A 17,043-nucleotide genomic window follows, 5' to 3' on the forward strand; every position below is an offset into this window, starting at 1 on the left:
ATAATTGTTGTTATTATATATGAAATATACGCTTCTGTCACTAATTTTATCTTTATTAATTAGACGCTTTTAAGCAATAAAGCAAATTGATTCAAAAGGATGTGATTCTTTTGGGTGAGAAGAAACAATTTTTTGTCTTAGATATAGGAACAAGGTCAGTCATTGGTCTCTTTATTCTTTTTGAAGAAGGTGAGTATAATTGTGTTGATTATTTTGTAAAGGAACATGATGATAGGGCAATGATGGATGGACAAATTCACAATATCCAATCGGTTGCAGAAACAGTTATTGTTATTAAACAATACTTTGAAAAAAAACATGGTCCCCTTCAGAAAGTATTTATTGCTGCAGCTGGTCGATCATTACGAACCGAACGCATAATGACTAGTATGGATATAAGAAATTATCCGCCTTTAACTGCTGATAATATTCAATACTTAGAATGGCAAGCTCTTCATAAAGCACAATCTACTATTACAAATAAAACTCATCAAACAGAAATCCAAACAGATTATACCTTTGTAGGCTATACACCACTGTATTATTTTATTGACCGACAGCCTATTGGAAGTTTATTACACCAACAAGGTGCTCAAGCGAGTGTAGAAATTATTGCCACCTTCTTACCTAAGCTTGTTATTACCTCTCTAGAAGCAACAGTACAAAGAGCAGGGTTAACGATTGATGGGCTCACACTCGAGCCTATTGCTTGTGTACAAACTTTAATTCCTCCATCCTTACGACACTTGAATATAGCTGTATTAGATATCGGAGCGGGTACATCTGATATTGCCATTACTAATGAAGGAACAATTACTGCTTATGGGATGGTGCCACAGGCAGGTGATGAAGTGACAGAGTTCATTCAGCAATTGACACTAACCGATTTCCATGAAGCAGAGCGTATCAAACGGCATTTAGTCGACCATGAATCCTTCACATTTGAAACATTAAATAACACACAACAACATATCTACTCAAAAGACTTAATGAATAGACTTTTTCCCTTTATCGAACAACTTGCTCATTCACTTTCAAAAAAAATACAACAGCTAAATAATAAAAAGTCACCTCTTGCCCTCCTAATAATTGGCGGTGGAAGCTTAACACCTGGCATTCAAGAATTACTTAGAGACCAATTAGATTTGCCGCCACATCAAGTCATGCTTAAAACTTTAAATAGCTTAAAACATCTATCATTTCCAGAAGAGCTAGCTTCTCACCCGATGTATGTCACACCTTTTGCAATCGCAATTGCAGCCAACGAAACTCCGCTTAGATTTGTTCCTATTACAATCAATGGTGAGACAGAACGATTGCTAAAAATCATGACTCTCACAGTAAAGGATGTCTTATTAACTGCAAAATATCTAACAAGGAATTGGTATGGAAAAATTGGCTCTCCAAAAGTAATTACCGTTAACAAACAACAAATGACCATTCCAGGAAGTCACGGAAAACCGCCATATATTTATTTGAACGGTAAAAAAGCAAAATTAAAAGATGTCATTCACGCCCATGATGAAATAAGTGTCGTAAGAGGAATGAGCGGAGAGCCAGCGACTATTAGAGTATCTGATTGTGTCGGAGAAACCGAGAATAAAAGTATTTATATTCATGATGCAAAATACACCATTATGCCCTTAATAAAAGTGAATCAAGTAACAGCATCCACTCAACAGCTACTCGAGGACGGTGATCATATTGAATATATAATCCCATCGACAATTACAGAAATCTTTCATTCATTAGATTTGACACATCTTTTAGAGCACGTAAAGCCATTTCAACTGATCATCAATGGGAAGCAGACAATCATTCCACCTCATAACGGAAAAGTCATTTGCAATGGAAATTCGATATCTTTAACTAGTCATGTGAACCATTTAGATCGTCTAGAGATTATTGAACAACACCCATTAACACTGTTAGAATTCATCAAATATAAATCTTTACAGTACAAGGTCAGTATGACGATTAGTGTTAATAATAAAGAAGTTACGCTTTATAAACAACTTTTGCACATAATCAGAGAAAAAGAGAAATTAGGTGAGGAATCACTTATACATTCAGGAGATGTACTAGAAATAATAAAGGAAGAAGAACAAGCAAGGTTTTATTTTCATGATGTGATTAAATTTGCTCAAGTTCAAATTCCTTATCATGGTAAACTTCAATGTACATTATTTAAAAACGGCAAGAAGTCCTCTCTATTGGAGGAAATACAAGAGGGGGACAGTTTAAAAATTCACTGGTCAACTAAAAATTACACACTCGTGCGGAAAAAACACATAACTCCTTCAACCAATTTAAATAATGTTCCGAACGACTCACGTCCATATTAGACAAATAAATCGTTCGGGATAGATAACTTCCTTAAGCTTGTACAGCCTCATTTAGGTTATCATATGTAATTTTACGGTGGGATGTATGCCAAGACACTTCTTTATTAACAAAAAGAAAAGCTTGTGGAGATTCGTGTTTTACTTCAAATATTTCTGCTATCTCGTTTGACAATGGGCGATCTTCTTGAACAACTAAGTAATAAGCTTTCACATCACTATTTTCATTTGTGTATTTTTCAAATTGCTCGTAAGCATCTGCGCTGATTGGGCAAGTGTTACTGTGCTTAAGTAATAACATCTTCTCATTCTCTTGCAATGCTTGGTTAAATGCTTCTTTTGTATTTAATCTTTCCATTTGAATTACCTCTCTTATTATAATTATGGTATACCTCACATTATTTTACTAAAAAAGAGTCACCTATGACAAATCGAGATCATAATAAAGCGGTAAAGAATAGAGGGCTCTTTACCGCTTTATTGAATACTATTGATTTACTTTTTCCTCTGTTTGGTCAAAAGCTACTTTCGTTTCTTCTAATCTCTTTTGTGCTTCTGCTTCCGATGTTGGAGCATTTTCTTCAGCCACTCCGTCATCTTTTGCAGTCATTTGCTTAATTTTATCTTTCATATCTGCAGACTGCTTTGAGACTGTTTGTTGTAAGTCATTAGATTTTTCTTTTGCTGATTGAACGATTTCATTGCTTTTTTCTTTAGCAACCTGAACCCATTCAGTACCTTTTACTTTAGCAGTATCAGCGATATGGCTAGATTTTTCCTTTAAATGAGAAGCTTGTGTATTAATATCACTTATTAGTTCCTTACCTGATTTAGGGGCAAGTAATAATGCTGTACCAGCACCTACAATACCACCAATTAGTGCTCCGATGACGAAATCCTTTGTATTAATGCTATCTTCATTTTTGGCCACTTGTGTTGATTCATTTTCTTGACGATCTTGGTTACTCATCATTATCATCCTCCAAATTGAATTTATGACCTTGCTCTTTCTCTTTTCTTGCTAGGAACTGGGATAGGATCCTCAGCTGTATACGTTTGCGCTGGTGCTTGCTTACGTTGTTTATATTTCTCTCTTAATTCTAAGATGACATTACCCCAGCTAATAGCTTGTGCAACTTTTTCTTTATTCGACTCTAGCTGCTGACTGACTGAAGATGATATATTTTGAATAGAACCATTAAAGGTTCTTACTGAGTCCCCTACTTCTTTTACGGCACCAACAACATTATTCAAGCTTTCAGATTTCTTTTGAATATCTTCTGCTAATGCATTCGTTTTATGTAAGAGTACTGTCGTTTCCTTGGTCACTCCATCAAGCTGTTTTTCTAACCCGTCTAATGTCTTAGATACACTTGTTAACGTTACTTGTAGCGATGAGAGTGTTTTAGCAAGGTAGATGACTAAAACTAAAAAAGCAATGGCAATAACCGCTACACTCAAATACAAGATAATTTCCATTAGGCACACCTCCGTATTTTCAAAATAAGAATGATTCAAAGAAAAGAGCAAAGTATTTTATTTATTATTGCTTTTCCCCAATTATGAGAGAATAAACGCTCTTTCCAAATAATCCTTTTTATTTTATCTGTAAATATTATCATAATATAAACAATTACTTAAATGAAGCGATTAGACCTAACGGGAACCTTACTTATCTATTTTATCCTAAGAAAATCATTTATTCTGTCTTTTTCTCTAGTTATTTTCGAACAAACCTCCCACTTTAGGTTACAATAAGAAGGTAGTAATCAATTTTTTATTCGGAGGGATATGTAATGAAAGATCCTCGTATTGAACAATTAGCTAAGAACTTAATTAATTATTCAATTGGTTTACAAAAAGGAGAAAAAGTTCTCATTGAGAACTTCGGTTTACAAAAAGAACTTGTAACTGCTCTTGTAAAAGAAGCCTACGCCGCTGGTGGTCACCCTTTTGTCACGATAAAAGATAATACAGTTGACCGCGCACTTTTATTCGGCGCAAATGAAGAACAATATAATATGATGGCTTCATTTGAAGCAAATGTCATGAGCCAAATGGATGCTTATATTGGTTTACGTTCTGGAAATAACATTAACGAACAAGCAGATGTACCAGATGAAAAAATGCGTATTCACGGATCAACAATCGGTCAGAAGGTACATAGAGAAATTCGCGTGCCAAAAACAAAATGGGTCGTACTCCGCTATCCAAACGCTTCAATGGCTCAATTAGCTAAAATGAGCGTGGAAGCATTCGAAGACTTTTACTTTGATGTATGTAATTTAGACTACAGTAAAATGGATGCAGCCATGGACAATCTCGTTTCATTGATGAATAAAACAGATAAAGTTCGCTTAACAGGACCTGGGACTGATTTAAGTTTTTCAATTAAAGATATCCCAGCTATTAAATGTTCTGGACAAATGAATATACCAGATGGTGAAGTTTATACCGCTCCAGTGCGTGATTCAGTGAATGGAGTTATTTCTTATAACACACCATCTCCATATAACGGTTTTACGTTCGAAAATGTAAGACTAACTTTCGAGAATGGTAAAATCATTGAGGCCACTGCTAATGATACTGAGCGTATTAACAAAATATTCGATACAGATGAGGGTGCTCGCTTTGTTGGAGAATTTGCTATTGGTGTTAACCCTTATATTCTACACCCAATGCAAGATATCCTTTTTGATGAAAAAATTGACGGTAGCTTTCACTTCACACCAGGACAATGCTATGACGAAGCATATAATGGGAACAAATCAAATATCCATTGGGACTTAGTCAATATCCAACGTCCTGATTATGGTGGTGGAGAAATCTACTTCGATGATCAATTAATCCGCAAAGACGGCAAATTTGTAATTGCAGAATTAGAAGCACTCAATCCAGAAAACTTAAAATAAGCTAACAAATGGGAATTTTCCCATGTGAACCACGAACAAATTTTTGTTCGTGGTTATTTATGTATTCCCACATAAAAAATGACTGCCACAATCATTCATGCATATAGCAGAAGCAAACAATCATCTTAACCGTCTTTTCTTCAGATTTAATTGTTGTAATTTTCCTTCTGTACTAATTCAGTAATTTCCTTAACAACAGGTACACCCTGTCTTGTAATGGTATTAAACATGACAAAAGTCTTCTTACATGTTGTCAATAGCTCTTGATCCTCATTATATATTTCTTGATAAATATAAAAGCTTTTATTACCTACATTACGTAATTCTGTGAAAATTGTGAGTTCTTCATTCACTCGTGCCTCTTTTTTATAGGTAACATCAAAGTTAACCATTACTGTTCCTAAATGCTGTTGATCTAATTGCTCTTTTCCAATGCCAATTTCTCTATACCAGTTAGATACACCCTTCTCTAAATAGACAAGATACTTCATATAATTCATGTGACCTAAATGATCAATATCATCTTGTTGAACACATACCTTTAATATATTTTTTCGCATCTTCATTCCCCCGTAATTTATCCGTCATTTTTTTATATTATATTTTATCAAAATAGTAAGAAAATGAATACTATCAACTTTCATCATTCAAATTTATTTAGTTCATAGTAATTGATTAAGGGGAATATTTAAAGAAAAAATGATTGCTATGCCGTGTTGATGGCCTGATGTGAGTGTAGCCCATTAAATGCGCAGCTATCTTTTCCGATTTTACTTCAGATGCACGAGCAAATTCCTTTTGATCTGCTATCTTTGCTTATTTCACTTCAATTGCACGAGCAAATTCCTTTTTCTCTAATGGACTTAAACCACAAATTGAATTGATGAAACAAAAAGTAGTCCCCCACTCTCATGAGGAACTACTCGCTTATAGTTGCATTTCGTATGCTTTCTGGAATTTTTGAATGTCGCCTGCACCCATAAAGATTAAGACACCATCGTGGTGATCTTTTAAGATATTCGTATCGTCTTCGTTTAAAATAACAGAACCATCCACTTTTGCTTGTAAATCTTCAATAGAGAGCTTTCCATGAATTTCCCTAGCGGATCCAAAGATTTCACATAGATACACTTGGTCTGCCAAGTTTAAACTTGAAGCAAAATCATCTAAGAATGTTTGTGTCCTTGTGAAGGTATGCGGTTGGAAAACACCGATGATTTCTTTATCAGGGTATTTTTGACGCGCTGCTTCAATTGTTGCTTTTATTTCAGTCGGATGGTGAGCGTAATCATCGATAATGACTTGATCACCAATTTGTTTCTCTGTAAATCGTCTCTTTACTCCTCCGAATGTGAGGAGCTGCTCTTGAACAATCGAAGCATCAATATCTTCGTAATGACACACGGCAATCACGCTTAAAGCATTTAAGATGTTATGATCTCCGTATGATTTGATCGTGAACGTATTATAGAAGGTATTCCTTACAAATACATCAAAGGTTGTACCGCTTGTTGACTTGATGACATTTCTTGCTTGAAAGTCATTTTCTTCACCAAAACCGTAAAAAACAACAGGTACTTTTGCTTGCACTTTTTGTAATTGTTCATCATCACCACAAGCGAAAATCCCTTTTTTCACTTGTAATGACATTTCTTGAAACGCAGAAAAAACATCATCAAGACTTGCAAAATAATCTGGATGATCAAAATCAATATTTGTCATGATGCAATAATCCGGATGGTATGACAAGAAGTGGCGGCGATATTCACATGCTTCAAAAGCAAAATATTCGGCCAGTTTATTTCCTCTCCCAGTACCATCACCAATCAGATAAGCAGTAGGATTCGCACCTGTAAGTACATGTGCAAGCAACCCAGTCGTAGAAGTTTTACCATGTGCTCCTGTAACAGCGATACTTGTAAAATTCTTCATGAAATCACCGAGGAACTTGTGATAGCGAATGATTGGTAAACCAAGTCTTGTCGCTTCTTCTATTTCCTCATGTGTATCAGGGAATGCATTACCGGCAATGATTGTTAAGCCAGGTTGTATATTATTTTTATTAAATGGCAAAATTTTTATTCCAGCTTCCTCAAGTGCCACTTGTGTGAAGAAGTGCTTTTCAACGTCTGATCCTTGAACATTATAATTCATATCATGTAGAATTTGTGCAAGTGCACTCATCCCTGACCCTTTAATACCGACGAAATGGTAAATAGTCATATAAAGAAACCTCCAACCATCGTATATCTGTAAAACAGTATATGACATATATCTATTTTTGCTCATAATCGTTTATTTCAAGTTTCCATAGTTCTTTTTAATTCACATTTAAACATTATATCATTATTCCCTTTGAAAAACTATGTATCACTTGTCCCGATCATCATAATTTTTTGCAACTTATAGTGCATGAGAATTTTCCTTACCTACAGCACAGTATATCAGCCTTTTCTACTTAAAAAGGTTGTTTATTTTTAGGTAATAAGGAATAGGACTATTGGCTCAACACTTCCCAATATTGGCTTTCTGGTAAAATGTCCAATGCTCTGTGCTTTAAAAAAGTCCTCAATGTATCTTTTTTGCCCATTCTTTGATAGTTTGTACGTAATTCACTAAAAGGATGAACATCTTGACATAGTAGGAGAGGGGGAAAAGCGAAATTATTCTTTATACCAGGAATTCTCCTTAAAAAAACAACCGTTCCTCTTACGATAGTTAAAGAAGAATGCTCTACGTTATTTAAAGATACAACTTGTTCTTCCTCATTTAAATCATATCCAACTATAGTCTTTCCATCATAGTTTGTAATTAACAATGGTTCCATAACAGCAGCCATACATAGGGCAGCTTGAATCATTTCATATTCACGCATCTGATTTCTTTGTCTCTGTAAAAATAGCTGAAACACGCTAACCCCATGAATGGTTTGGTAGTCAAAAATTAACCAATCTGTAAATAGATGGTACATGCTTGATGGAATTTCATCCTCCTCCTTTAATTGGAGGTGTAGTTTAAAAATATGCTTTGCACGGACCATCTCACGAATATTTAAGTGGCGTTCACTGTACCTTTTAACCTTTTCAATTAACTGAAAACTAGCTTCCTCACCTTGCAGTTGCTTTTTATCACGAAACTTGTGCAAATGAACGATGGGTGTATCATTTTCAACCATCATGACCCTTCCTTACCTTTCTTCTAACATCATTCACTATTTTGTTCAATTTCATTTAGTTCCATTTCAGTAATGAGGACATCTCTTGGTTTACTGCCCCGATTTTCAGATACGAAGCCTTGTTCCTCCATCATATCTATTAAGCGTGCTGCTCTGTTATAACCAATTTTAAACCTTCTTTGTAACATAGAAGCGGATGCCGCCTGATGATCAATCACAAAATAACATGCTTCAAAGAATAATTCATCTGTTTCTTCAGTTACTCTCGCTTTCTTTAATAACTCATCTTGTTCAAATAAATATTGTGGTTTCTGCTCTTTCCTAACATGTGCTACGACATCATCAATTTCTTGATCAGAAACAAAAGTTCCTTGCAAGCGAACTGGCTTTGATGAACCGTTTTCTAAAAAGAGCATATCTCCTCTACCCAAAAGCTTTTCAGCACCACTAATATCTATTATTGTCCGCGAATCCACTTGTGAAGAGACAGAAAAGGCAATTCTTGTTGGTACATTTGCCTTAATGAGACCCGTGATAACATCAACTGACGGTCGTTGAGTCGCAATAATTAAGTGAATCCCGCAGGCCCTTGCCTTTTGAGCGATACGACAGATGGCTTCCTCAACATCCGCTGGGGCCATCATCATTAAATCGGCTAATTCATCTATGACAATGACAATATACGGCAGTTTTTGATGGTATTGCTTATTTGCCTCTGCATAATCATTGAAACGATTAATATCTCGTACGCCCGAATGAGCAAATAATTCATATCTTCTTTCCATTTCTTCTACTGCCCACTTCAGTGAGGCTGTTGCCGCCTTTACATCGGTTATGACCGGACTAACAAGTTGTGGTATTTGATTGTATGGTGCTAATTCTACCATTTTAGGATCAATGAGCAAGAGCTTTAACTCCTCAGGATCAGCTTTGTATAAAAGACTAATAAGAATAGAATTTATACAAACACTTTTACCAGATCCTGTTGCACCTGCAATTAAACCATGGGGCATTTTGCGTAAATCTGTGACAATTGGATCACCAGCAATATCTAGACCTAATACAGCAGTTAATGGTGATTCTGATTGCATAAACTCTTCACTATGAATGATTTCGCTAATTTGTACAGGTCTACTCTTTTGGTTAGGCACTTCTATGCCTATCGCATGTTTTCCAGGGATAGGTGCTTCTATTCTAATATCCCTTGCAGCAAGACTGAGTTTGATATCATCAGCTAGGTTTGTAATTTTATTTACTTTCACTCCCGGCTCTGGTTGCACTTCAAAACGAGTAACGGCAGGACCTTTCGTTACTTGTATCACATGAGCTCGGACATTGAAGTGATGTAGGGTGGCATTTAATAATTCCTCTTGTTCTAATAACCATTCTTCATCTGTGTCCATATTAACTGGAGGATCTAACAACCTCATAGATGGGAAGACATAATTAGGCAAATTTTCTTCTATTTCCTCATCTCTATAAAAGTCATTTTTTTTTACTTGTGACGATGGATCAAATGCTGCCGTCTCATTGACATTTAACTTTTTCTTATCCGATTGCAACATCATTACATTAAAGGGCAGATGACTCCGCTTCTGTGATTGATGAGACGATGTTCCAGTTTCTATCTCTTCTTCCACATTGGCGTGAGCTTCTTCCATGCTATGTATGTTTGCTTGTCCTTCATCCTGTGCCTCATCTTCATACATCCGTTTTTCTTCAACTTCTTCATACTGATTCGAATAAGGAATGGATTTTTCAAGTGCGACAGCAGTTTGATCTTGTGAAACTGTTAGCTCATCTTCGACCTGAAAGGATGTTATCATTTGTTCCGGCTCATTGTTAGTCGTCACTATCGGGTCTTCTTCCACCCTCACACTCACTTGTTCCGGCTCATTGTTAGTCGCCACTATCGGGTCTTCTTCCACCCTCACACTCACTTGTTCCGGCTCATTGTTAGTCGCCACTATCGGGTCTTCTTCCACCCTCACATCCACTTGTTCAGACTCATTGTTAGTCGCCACTATCAGGTCTTCTTCCACCCTCACATTCACTTGTTCCGGCTCATCGTAAAGAGACAATTGATTGTATTGTTCTTCAAGTGAAGCAGATTCTTTTCTTCCACGAGCAATACCAAGATCATATTCAGTAGGTTCTATTCTTTCATACTGTTCAAGTTTCGTTTCCTCTTTTATTTGACTTTTCCTTTGACCAAAACCATATATAGGAGAGGGAATTTCTGATGGTTTAAATGGCCCAGCATTCAGCTTAATTTCTGTTTTTTTTACTTGTTTCTTTTCTATTGGACGATGATTTTCTTGCTGATTTTCAATATTTTCTTTTGTTGAATGATTTCTTCTTTGTCTTGTTTGAAGATTTTTGCTATCTTTTGGCTTTTCGTCTGCTAATTTATTTACACGTTCTCTTGGCTTTCTTCTTCCCCGTGTCTCATCTGGGATGAGAGGAAAACGAAATTCACCTTTTGGATATTGATAAATTACTTTTGCTTCTATCTCTCTATGTGTATCATATGGTTCTTTAGCTTGAATTTTATTAGTGTTATTTGTAGGTTTCTCTTCTTGAGTTGTATTCGTTGGATTATATTCCTTGAACTCATCGGCATCATAGCCATTAAAGTAGGCTTTTATTCTTTTAAACCAATTCATTCTATCAACTTCCTTTTCTGTTCTAACTTACATTCTATCAGTAAACCTACTAAGAATGATAGCAATTATATAATCTGAGTTATCTTTGATAAGTTTTTGATATCATTGAAAAAGATGACACACAAATGAAAAATGGACCGCCTATAGCGACCCATTTCCATGGTTATTGTTTCTTTTTATTCTTGCCTAGAATAAATATTGGTTCTAACTCCCCATCTTCATATAAGAAAGACAGAGCTGTAATTGGTACATGACCACTTGCAAAAAAGCTCATTGTCATTTGCGCCAAGATATCGTATCCTGTTTCATTCATAATATCAGCAATAATTAATACATCTTGATGAGGAACAGCTACAGCCATATTTCCTTTGACCTTTGTCGCCATATTTTTGAGAAAAGACTCGTTTAAGATACGACTAGCATCATACCCATCTTTTTTATTGAGGAAATAAAAATCGTTGCCAGCTACTTGATCTATTTTCATTTCTGTTGAAAGCGACCGAACATTAAACTGAGCAACTTCTTTTATTCGCTCTTTTTCCCAGCCTTCTTTTTGAAGCAATTTTTCATCAATTAATCGGTAAGTGCTCCCTAAGTCAAGCGCATAAAAAATTCGTGTTTCTGCGGTATGCTCATCATATACAAAGGGTACTTCATCACCTGTTTCTAGTGGAAAGGAAGTTGAGCGAATAACGGGAAAAATGTTTTTTTCTTTACCGGAAAAACGTTGTTCTCCTGTCATGGCTTCTAAGCCTTCTTCTACATAATAAACAACCTCATCAATCGCTTTTTCCTTTTGCTCTTGATATCTCGCAACAATGCCAGGCAATTCTATCGTTATCCCTTTGCCAGTATGTTTATTTTCTATACGTAATTGATCTTTTTCTCTATCGAAAGTCATTAGGCGATCCTCTTTATGAAGACGCTTTTCTAATTCCTCTTTCATACGCTTACTTGTCATTTTATTCTTCATTCTTATCCCTCCTTACAGGGAAGATTTCGGTACTTAGTTTACACTAAAATGCACAGAAACAAAAGTGTCCCGCTTCATAACGGATGATATGGCTATTATCCATGTAGAACAAATATCTTCATCATCTATCCTATCAAAACAACCGGCCTATTTCGTGGGAAAAGCGAAAAAAGATATAAAGGAATGAACAAAATACCATTTATCTGATTACAGGTTGGATTCATTTGCCCATTCAAACAAGATTGTCATTGATACAATTCGTGGTGTGAACAAGAAATAACACCGATTATCTCCAAATTCATATTGTAAGAATAAAAAACGGCCCCTTATAAGGAGCCGTGCAAATCTATTTTTAAAGCGCTGCAATAAATTGCTCAATTTCATCCTGTGTTTTACGATCCTTACTGACAAAACGACCAAGCTCTTTACCATTTTCGATAGCTACAAAGCTCGGAATACCGAAAATATCAATTTCCACACAAAGATCGATGAACGCATCGCGATCTACATAAATAAATGTAAACTCTTTATACTTATCAGCTACTTCAGGCATAAACGGTTCAATAAACCGGCAATCCCCGCACCACTGTGCTGAAAACATTAAAATATATTTTCCGTTTTCCTTTAATTGCTCATATTCTTCCATTGACGCTAATTTTCTCATTATTTTTCATCTCCCATATCAAGCTTCATATCGCCGAATTTAATCCAGCCTTTTTTTCTCATATATTCTGATATTATCAAGCTAATGATTGCAGGTCCAATAAAATGTATTAAAATCACTTTTAATAGTACAGTAAGATTAAATCCCATTGTTGTAAAAGTCATTATTTGGCCGACTAAGCCACTCGTACCCATCCCCGCACCAGCAGCAATACTTTCCATATTAAAAAAAATGATGCCAATTGGCGCAAGTAAAAGCCCTGCAATTGTGGGTGGGATGAGTATGAATGGATTTCTCATAATATTTGGCACCTGCAACATAGAAGTTCCTAGCCCTTGTGCAACAAGGCCACCAAATTTATTCTCCCTATAACTCGTGACAGCAAATCCAACCATTTGAGCAGCACAACCAATTGTTGCCGCTCCTGCAGCTATACCATTTAAATCAAGCATCATCGCAATAGCTGCTGCTGATATAGGGGCTGTTAAAGCGAGACCCATTAGTACAGCTACAATCATTCCCATCACTAGCGGTTGCTGCTCTGTCCCCCACATAATCAATGCACCAAGATTTTTTATTCCAAGATCTATAAAAGGACCAATTAAAGTCGCTACACTATATCCGGAAAACACAACAACAAAAGGTGTCACAATAATATCAAGCTTTGTTTCCTTACTAATTAGTTTGCCTAGTTCAGTAGAGATGATTGCTGCAACAAAGCTACCTGCTGGTCCACCTAATACCGCACCAGCAGCCCCACTTAATAAAGAAGCAAACAAGACGAGAGGAGGCGCTTTTAAACTATACGCAATAGCAACCCCAATCGCAGGACCCATTAACCCCATCGCCATTGTACCCATTTCAATCATTACATTAGAAATCATGCCTAGTTGTAATTGTTCACCAATCGTCTTAATAATCAACCCTATAATTAAAGTGGAGAACAATCCTAAAGCCATACTCCCCATAGCGTCTATAAAATATACTTTTAGAGACAGTTTTACTCCCTTCTTATTAAGAAAAGCGTTCATAAGTATAAATCCTCCATCATTATGTTCATTTAACACCATATTATCTTATCACATGTAAAGACATATGTAATATCTATTTTTTTATTTCATTAAGATGTTAATAGAGGGAGTAAACAACCTTAAAGTTTTATACCATTCAAAAATCCAATGAATGGTATGACCATTTGTTTTTCTTCCAAAACATTCAGTAGATACTTGTCCACATTCTTTCTTCTTCTTCTCATATTCATACTTCAGTTGATGAAATAGTTAATACCATTAGAAATAGCCGTCATACAAGCCTGCTGATAATGAAATGAAATAGACTATCTACATACGCGATTGTAAAGGGTAACGATTATTTTTAGAAAGGATGAAGCATGGGAACAGAAAATGGCCATTTAGCACTAACAGTATCAAACAAAATAAGCAGTGCACATATTTTCACTATCAATCCATTTGATGTTAGAATAAGTAAAAGTGTAGAGGAGGAAGACAATGGAACTGAATGTATATTTAGCTGGGGAAATTCATTCTAACTGGCGTGAAGAACTGAAGGATAAAGTCAAATCACTACAGCTACCGGTTCATTTTTTCGGACCTATGGAGAATCACGATCGCAGTGACTTCATTGGAGAGGAGATCCTTGGTAAGCAGCCTAATGCTATTTTCAAAGACGAAGCAGCTTCAAATATCAATAATTTACGCACTGAGCTTTTATTGAAAAAATCTGATTTAGTGATTGCCTTATTTGGCGAAAAGTATAAGCAATGGAATACTGCTATGGATGCAAGTGCAGCTATCAACCAAAACAAACCGCTTATCCTCATTCGGCCAGAAGAACTCCACCACCCTCTGAAAGAATTATCAAGTAAAGCAAATGTTACAGTGGAAACGGTTAATCAGGCCATTAAAGTACTTTCTTATATTTTTGAGGAAAAATAGTAGACTACTCCCTACCTGCCACCATTCATGTGGTAGGTATATTTTTGATAAAGACTTTTGCATAAAACACACCATATGTATCCCATAAAAAAACCAGCCCTAAAATAAAATGGGCCGGTTAATTTATTGCGTAAGGCTTTATTCACCACTATTGCGATATTGCCATTGACCATACAATAGCTTAACAAGATGGGTAAACATTTCTTCGCGGTTGATTTGATTTCCTGTAAATACTCCTATTGCTCCTTCTTGGCTACGGATATTATTTTTATTCGTAAAATCATCCATGACTGGTCCCAGTTCCTCACCTTCAATCAGACGCTGCGCTATAGAATCTGGTAAAAGAATTCTTGCTCCACCTGCAACAATTGGCGTATGCCCTTCCACTGCAAGTGCACCCCAATTGCATAAGAATAGACCATAATCTGTTTGCTGTACACCACCTTCTAGGCCAATGCCAATGACTCCATCGCCTTCATATAAGGCTCCCTTCGCCCTGTTAATTGCTCCTTGAATCGTTTCTTGATCAGTCATTGGTTGTTTAGCTACATTAGATGCAACATCAACAGCAATAACATCACTATTTTCAATAAAAATATTTTTAACGGCCTGTACTTTTGTAGGGTTTTTCGATCCAATATAGATCTTCATGATAGCCCCTCCTAAAATAAATATATTAAAAATCATCCTGATATACTCATTGCCAGTGCAAAACTTAAAAAGGACCTCTTGTAAAGAAGTCCCATGTTACTTATTTGAAATTCTAACTGTTTTGACGAATGGTTTCAACTGTTGTGCGATCAAGTGATTTTATCAATGTGACAAGTAGTTCTTTCGCAGCAGCATAATCATCTATATGGATAATTGAACCGTGCGTATGAATGTATCTTGAACAAATACCAACAACTGCACTTGGGACACCATTATTTGTTAAGTGAACACTACCTGCATCCGTTCCGCCAGGAGAAACAAAGTATTGATATGGAATCTGATGACTTTCAGCCGTATCTAGAATAAATTCTCTCAAACCGCGATGTGTAACCATTGAGCGATCAAGTATTCTTAATAATGTACCTTTCCCTAACTGTCCGAACTCGTCCTTTTTACCAGTCATATCATTGGCAGGACTCGCATCAAGCGCAAAGAAAAGATCCGGGTTAATCATATTAGCAGCTGTTTTTGCACCTCTTAAGCCTACTTCTTCTTGTACAGTCGCACCAGACCATAAATTAATAGGTAGTTTCTCATCTTTTATCTCCTCAAGCAATTCGATAGCAAGACCACACCCATAGCGATTATCCCAAGCCTTCGCCAAAATCTTCTTCGGATTCGCCATTGGTGTAAATGGACAAATAGGAACAATTTGTTGTCCTGGTTTGATACCGATTTCTCTTGCATCTTCTTTATTGTCAGCCCCGATATCAATCAACATATTCTTTATATCCATCGGCTTATTTTTTGCCGTATCATCTAATAAATGAGGAGGAATAGAACCAATTACCCCAATTACCGGACCGTTAGCAGTCATAATCTGCACCCTTTGTGCTAATAATACCTGGCTCCACCAGCCACCTAATGTTTGAAATCTGATCATGCCATTATCTGTAATAGCAGTTACCATAAAACCTACTTCATCCATATGACCTGCAACCATAATCGTAGGATCTGTTTCAGCACCTTTTTTCACACCAAAAATACTTCCTAAATGATCTTGAACAATTTCATCTGAATATTTACTAAGCTCTTCTCTCATAAAATTTCTAACTAAGTGTTCGTTACCAGCTGCTCCGGGAAGTTCTGTTAATGTTTTAAATAGTTCTAAGGTCTTCTCATTCATTATTTCCCACTCCTATTATTTGACTATATTGAATCCTATGTATATTACCATTCTACATAACTTTTATGACGGGTGCCACCATTAGGAAAGTTAATTAGTTTTTAAATATTCAAATCTTTGCTAAGATAAAAGTGAAGCAATTAGCACTAGCAAAACATCTAAAAGATTATGTAGATACTTTTTAATAATGGAGGTTTAATTATGAGTTGGAAATCATTTGTTTTAGGTGTAGGAGTCGGTCTTGTTGGAGGATATATTACGCGCGAAGTAATGACAGAGAAAATAGCAGCGTCACCTGAGAAGGCATTACAAAATGCGAAAGATGCCTTTAAGGAGAATGGGGAAATAAGTGGTTCATGGATTCATATGGAAAAAGAACCTTATCAAAAGGAAGAGTTAAATTATGAAGTGTATAAAGGCGGCATATCCAGATATACTGGTGAAGATGTAAAACAATATGAATTTGTTGCCGATGCAAAAACAGGTGTCATTATTGACGCTTATCCTATTTAATTTATT

16 protein-coding genes are annotated in these 17,043 nt (G+C 36.0%); 4 read left to right on the forward strand and 12 right to left on the reverse strand.

Going from position 1 to position 17,043, the window contains the following annotated elements; genetic code table 11:
* The first annotated feature begins 110 nt into the window (after nucleotides 1-110).
* Nucleotides 111-2,345, forward strand: coding sequence for a cell division protein FtsA (locus LCM23_RS21815; protein WP_224938774.1), 2,235 nt, complete (start codon nucleotides 111-113; stop codon nucleotides 2,343-2,345).
* Nucleotides 2,346-2,376: 31 nt separating this feature from the next.
* On the opposite strand, the gene ytxJ is transcribed toward LCM23_RS21815, so the two are convergent.
* From ytxJ to LCM23_RS21830, 3 genes are all read right to left on the reverse strand, one after another.
* Entirely contained in the window at nucleotides 2,377-2,700 is a 324-nt protein-coding gene (gene ytxJ / locus LCM23_RS21820) for a bacillithiol system redox-active protein YtxJ (protein ID WP_224938775.1), read from the reverse strand.
* A 129-nt stretch (nucleotides 2,701-2,829) separates the two neighbouring features.
* Nucleotides 2,830-3,312, reverse strand: coding sequence for a YtxH domain-containing protein (locus LCM23_RS21825; RefSeq protein WP_224938776.1), 483 nt, complete (start codon nucleotides 3,310-3,312; stop codon nucleotides 2,830-2,832).
* A gap of 23 nt (nucleotides 3,313-3,335) precedes the next feature.
* A complete protein-coding gene (locus LCM23_RS21830; RefSeq protein ID WP_224938777.1) occupies nucleotides 3,336-3,821 on the reverse strand; it encodes a DUF948 domain-containing protein in 486 nt (161 codons plus the stop codon).
* 317 nt (nucleotides 3,822-4,138) lie between these two features.
* On the opposite strand from LCM23_RS21830, the gene LCM23_RS21835 reads away from it, so the two are divergent.
* Complete coding sequence (locus tag LCM23_RS21835) at nucleotides 4,139-5,254, forward strand: aminopeptidase (protein WP_224938778.1); 1,116 nt, start codon at nucleotides 4,139-4,141, stop codon at nucleotides 5,252-5,254.
* Nucleotides 5,255-5,400: 146 nt separating this feature from the next.
* On the opposite strand, the gene LCM23_RS21840 is transcribed toward LCM23_RS21835, so the two are convergent.
* From LCM23_RS21840 to LCM23_RS21870, 7 genes are all read right to left on the reverse strand, one after another.
* The gene (locus LCM23_RS21840; protein WP_224938779.1) at nucleotides 5,401-5,814 is read right to left on the reverse strand and encodes an acyl-CoA thioesterase; all 414 of its coding nucleotides are present in this window, start codon (nucleotides 5,812-5,814) and stop codon (nucleotides 5,401-5,403) included.
* Nucleotides 5,815-6,181: 367 nt separating this feature from the next.
* Complete coding sequence (gene murC, locus LCM23_RS21845; RefSeq protein ID WP_224938780.1) at nucleotides 6,182-7,477, reverse strand: UDP-N-acetylmuramate--L-alanine ligase; 1,296 nt, start codon at nucleotides 7,475-7,477, stop codon at nucleotides 6,182-6,184.
* A 274-nt stretch (nucleotides 7,478-7,751) separates the two neighbouring features.
* The gene (locus LCM23_RS21850) at nucleotides 7,752-8,429 is read right to left on the reverse strand and encodes a hypothetical protein (protein ID WP_224938781.1); all 678 of its coding nucleotides are present in this window, start codon (nucleotides 8,427-8,429) and stop codon (nucleotides 7,752-7,754) included.
* A gap of 29 nt (nucleotides 8,430-8,458) precedes the next feature.
* A complete protein-coding gene (locus LCM23_RS21855) occupies nucleotides 8,459-11,095 on the reverse strand; it encodes a DNA translocase FtsK (RefSeq protein WP_224938782.1) in 2,637 nt (878 codons plus the stop codon).
* A gap of 163 nt (nucleotides 11,096-11,258) precedes the next feature.
* The gene (locus LCM23_RS21860; protein ID WP_224938783.1) at nucleotides 11,259-12,068 is read right to left on the reverse strand and encodes a DUF1444 domain-containing protein; all 810 of its coding nucleotides are present in this window, start codon (nucleotides 12,066-12,068) and stop codon (nucleotides 11,259-11,261) included.
* A 352-nt stretch (nucleotides 12,069-12,420) separates the two neighbouring features.
* A complete protein-coding gene (locus LCM23_RS21865; protein ID WP_224938784.1) occupies nucleotides 12,421-12,732 on the reverse strand; it encodes a thioredoxin family protein in 312 nt (103 codons plus the stop codon).
* Nucleotides 12,732-13,763, reverse strand: coding sequence for a PTS transporter subunit IIC (locus tag LCM23_RS21870; protein ID WP_224938785.1), 1,032 nt, complete (start codon nucleotides 13,761-13,763; stop codon nucleotides 12,732-12,734). Before LCM23_RS21870 ends, LCM23_RS21865 begins: the two co-directional genes overlap by 1 nt.
* 477 nt (nucleotides 13,764-14,240) lie before the next feature.
* On the opposite strand from LCM23_RS21870, the gene LCM23_RS21875 reads away from it, so the two are divergent.
* The gene (locus LCM23_RS21875) at nucleotides 14,241-14,687 is read left to right on the forward strand and encodes a YtoQ family protein (RefSeq protein ID WP_224938786.1); all 447 of its coding nucleotides are present in this window, start codon (nucleotides 14,241-14,243) and stop codon (nucleotides 14,685-14,687) included.
* A 138-nt stretch (nucleotides 14,688-14,825) separates the two neighbouring features.
* On the opposite strand, the gene LCM23_RS21880 is transcribed toward LCM23_RS21875, so the two are convergent.
* Both LCM23_RS21880 and LCM23_RS21885 read right to left on the reverse strand, forming a co-directional pair.
* The gene (locus tag LCM23_RS21880) at nucleotides 14,826-15,338 is read right to left on the reverse strand and encodes a DUF84 family protein (protein WP_224938787.1); all 513 of its coding nucleotides are present in this window, start codon (nucleotides 15,336-15,338) and stop codon (nucleotides 14,826-14,828) included.
* 112 nt (nucleotides 15,339-15,450) lie between these two features.
* Nucleotides 15,451-16,524, reverse strand: a complete 1,074-nt coding sequence (locus LCM23_RS21885; RefSeq protein ID WP_224938788.1) for a M42 family metallopeptidase — start codon at nucleotides 16,522-16,524, stop codon at nucleotides 15,451-15,453.
* Between the two features lie 201 nt (nucleotides 16,525-16,725).
* Here LCM23_RS21885 and LCM23_RS21890 point away from each other — a divergent pair, with 201 nt between their 5' ends.
* Nucleotides 16,726-17,037 carry a PepSY domain-containing protein gene (locus LCM23_RS21890; protein ID WP_224938789.1) on the forward strand — a complete coding sequence of 104 codons (312 nt, stop codon included), beginning with the start codon at nucleotides 16,726-16,728 and terminating at the stop codon, nucleotides 17,035-17,037.
* Nucleotides 17,038-17,043: the final 6 nt, after the last annotated feature.

Source organism: Cytobacillus kochii (genome assembly GCF_020171845.1).
Lineage (GTDB): Bacteria > Bacillota > Bacilli > Bacillales > Cytobacillaceae > Cytobacillus > Cytobacillus kochii.

What these genes read in the sequence shown, in the direction of transcription:
- ytxJ (WP_224938775.1), bottom strand. Translation starts at nt 2,700, where the DNA reads ATGGAAAGATTAAATACAAAAGAAGCATTTAACCAAGCATTGCAAGAG.
- LCM23_RS21825 (WP_224938776.1), bottom strand. Translation starts at nt 3,312, where the DNA reads ATGAGTAACCAAGATCGTCAAGAAAATGAATCAACACAAGTGGCCAAA.
- LCM23_RS21830 (WP_224938777.1), bottom strand. Translation starts at nt 3,821, where the DNA reads ATGGAAATTATCTTGTATTTGAGTGTAGCGGTTATTGCCATTGCTTTT.
- LCM23_RS21835 (WP_224938778.1), top strand. Translation starts at nt 4,139, where the DNA reads ATGAAAGATCCTCGTATTGAACAATTAGCTAAGAACTTAATTAATTAT.
- LCM23_RS21840 (WP_224938779.1), bottom strand. Translation starts at nt 5,814, where the DNA reads ATGCGAAAAAATATATTAAAGGTATGTGTTCAACAAGATGATATTGAT.
- murC (WP_224938780.1), bottom strand. Translation starts at nt 7,477, where the DNA reads ATGACTATTTACCATTTCGTCGGTATTAAAGGGTCAGGGATGAGTGCA.
- LCM23_RS21850 (WP_224938781.1), bottom strand. Translation starts at nt 8,429, where the DNA reads ATGGTTGAAAATGATACACCCATCGTTCATTTGCACAAGTTTCGTGAT.
- LCM23_RS21855 (WP_224938782.1), bottom strand. Translation starts at nt 11,095, where the DNA reads ATGAATTGGTTTAAAAGAATAAAAGCCTACTTTAATGGCTATGATGCC.
- LCM23_RS21860 (WP_224938783.1), bottom strand. Translation starts at nt 12,068, where the DNA reads ATGAAGAATAAAATGACAAGTAAGCGTATGAAAGAGGAATTAGAAAAG.
- LCM23_RS21865 (WP_224938784.1), bottom strand. Translation starts at nt 12,732, where the DNA reads ATGAGAAAATTAGCGTCAATGGAAGAATATGAGCAATTAAAGGAAAAC.
- LCM23_RS21870 (WP_224938785.1), bottom strand. Translation starts at nt 13,763, where the DNA reads ATGAACGCTTTTCTTAATAAGAAGGGAGTAAAACTGTCTCTAAAAGTA.
- LCM23_RS21875 (WP_224938786.1), top strand. Translation starts at nt 14,241, where the DNA reads ATGGAACTGAATGTATATTTAGCTGGGGAAATTCATTCTAACTGGCGT.
- LCM23_RS21880 (WP_224938787.1), bottom strand. Translation starts at nt 15,338, where the DNA reads ATGAAGATCTATATTGGATCGAAAAACCCTACAAAAGTACAGGCCGTT.
- LCM23_RS21885 (WP_224938788.1), bottom strand. Translation starts at nt 16,524, where the DNA reads ATGAATGAGAAGACCTTAGAACTATTTAAAACATTAACAGAACTTCCC.
- LCM23_RS21890 (WP_224938789.1), top strand. Translation starts at nt 16,726, where the DNA reads ATGAGTTGGAAATCATTTGTTTTAGGTGTAGGAGTCGGTCTTGTTGGA.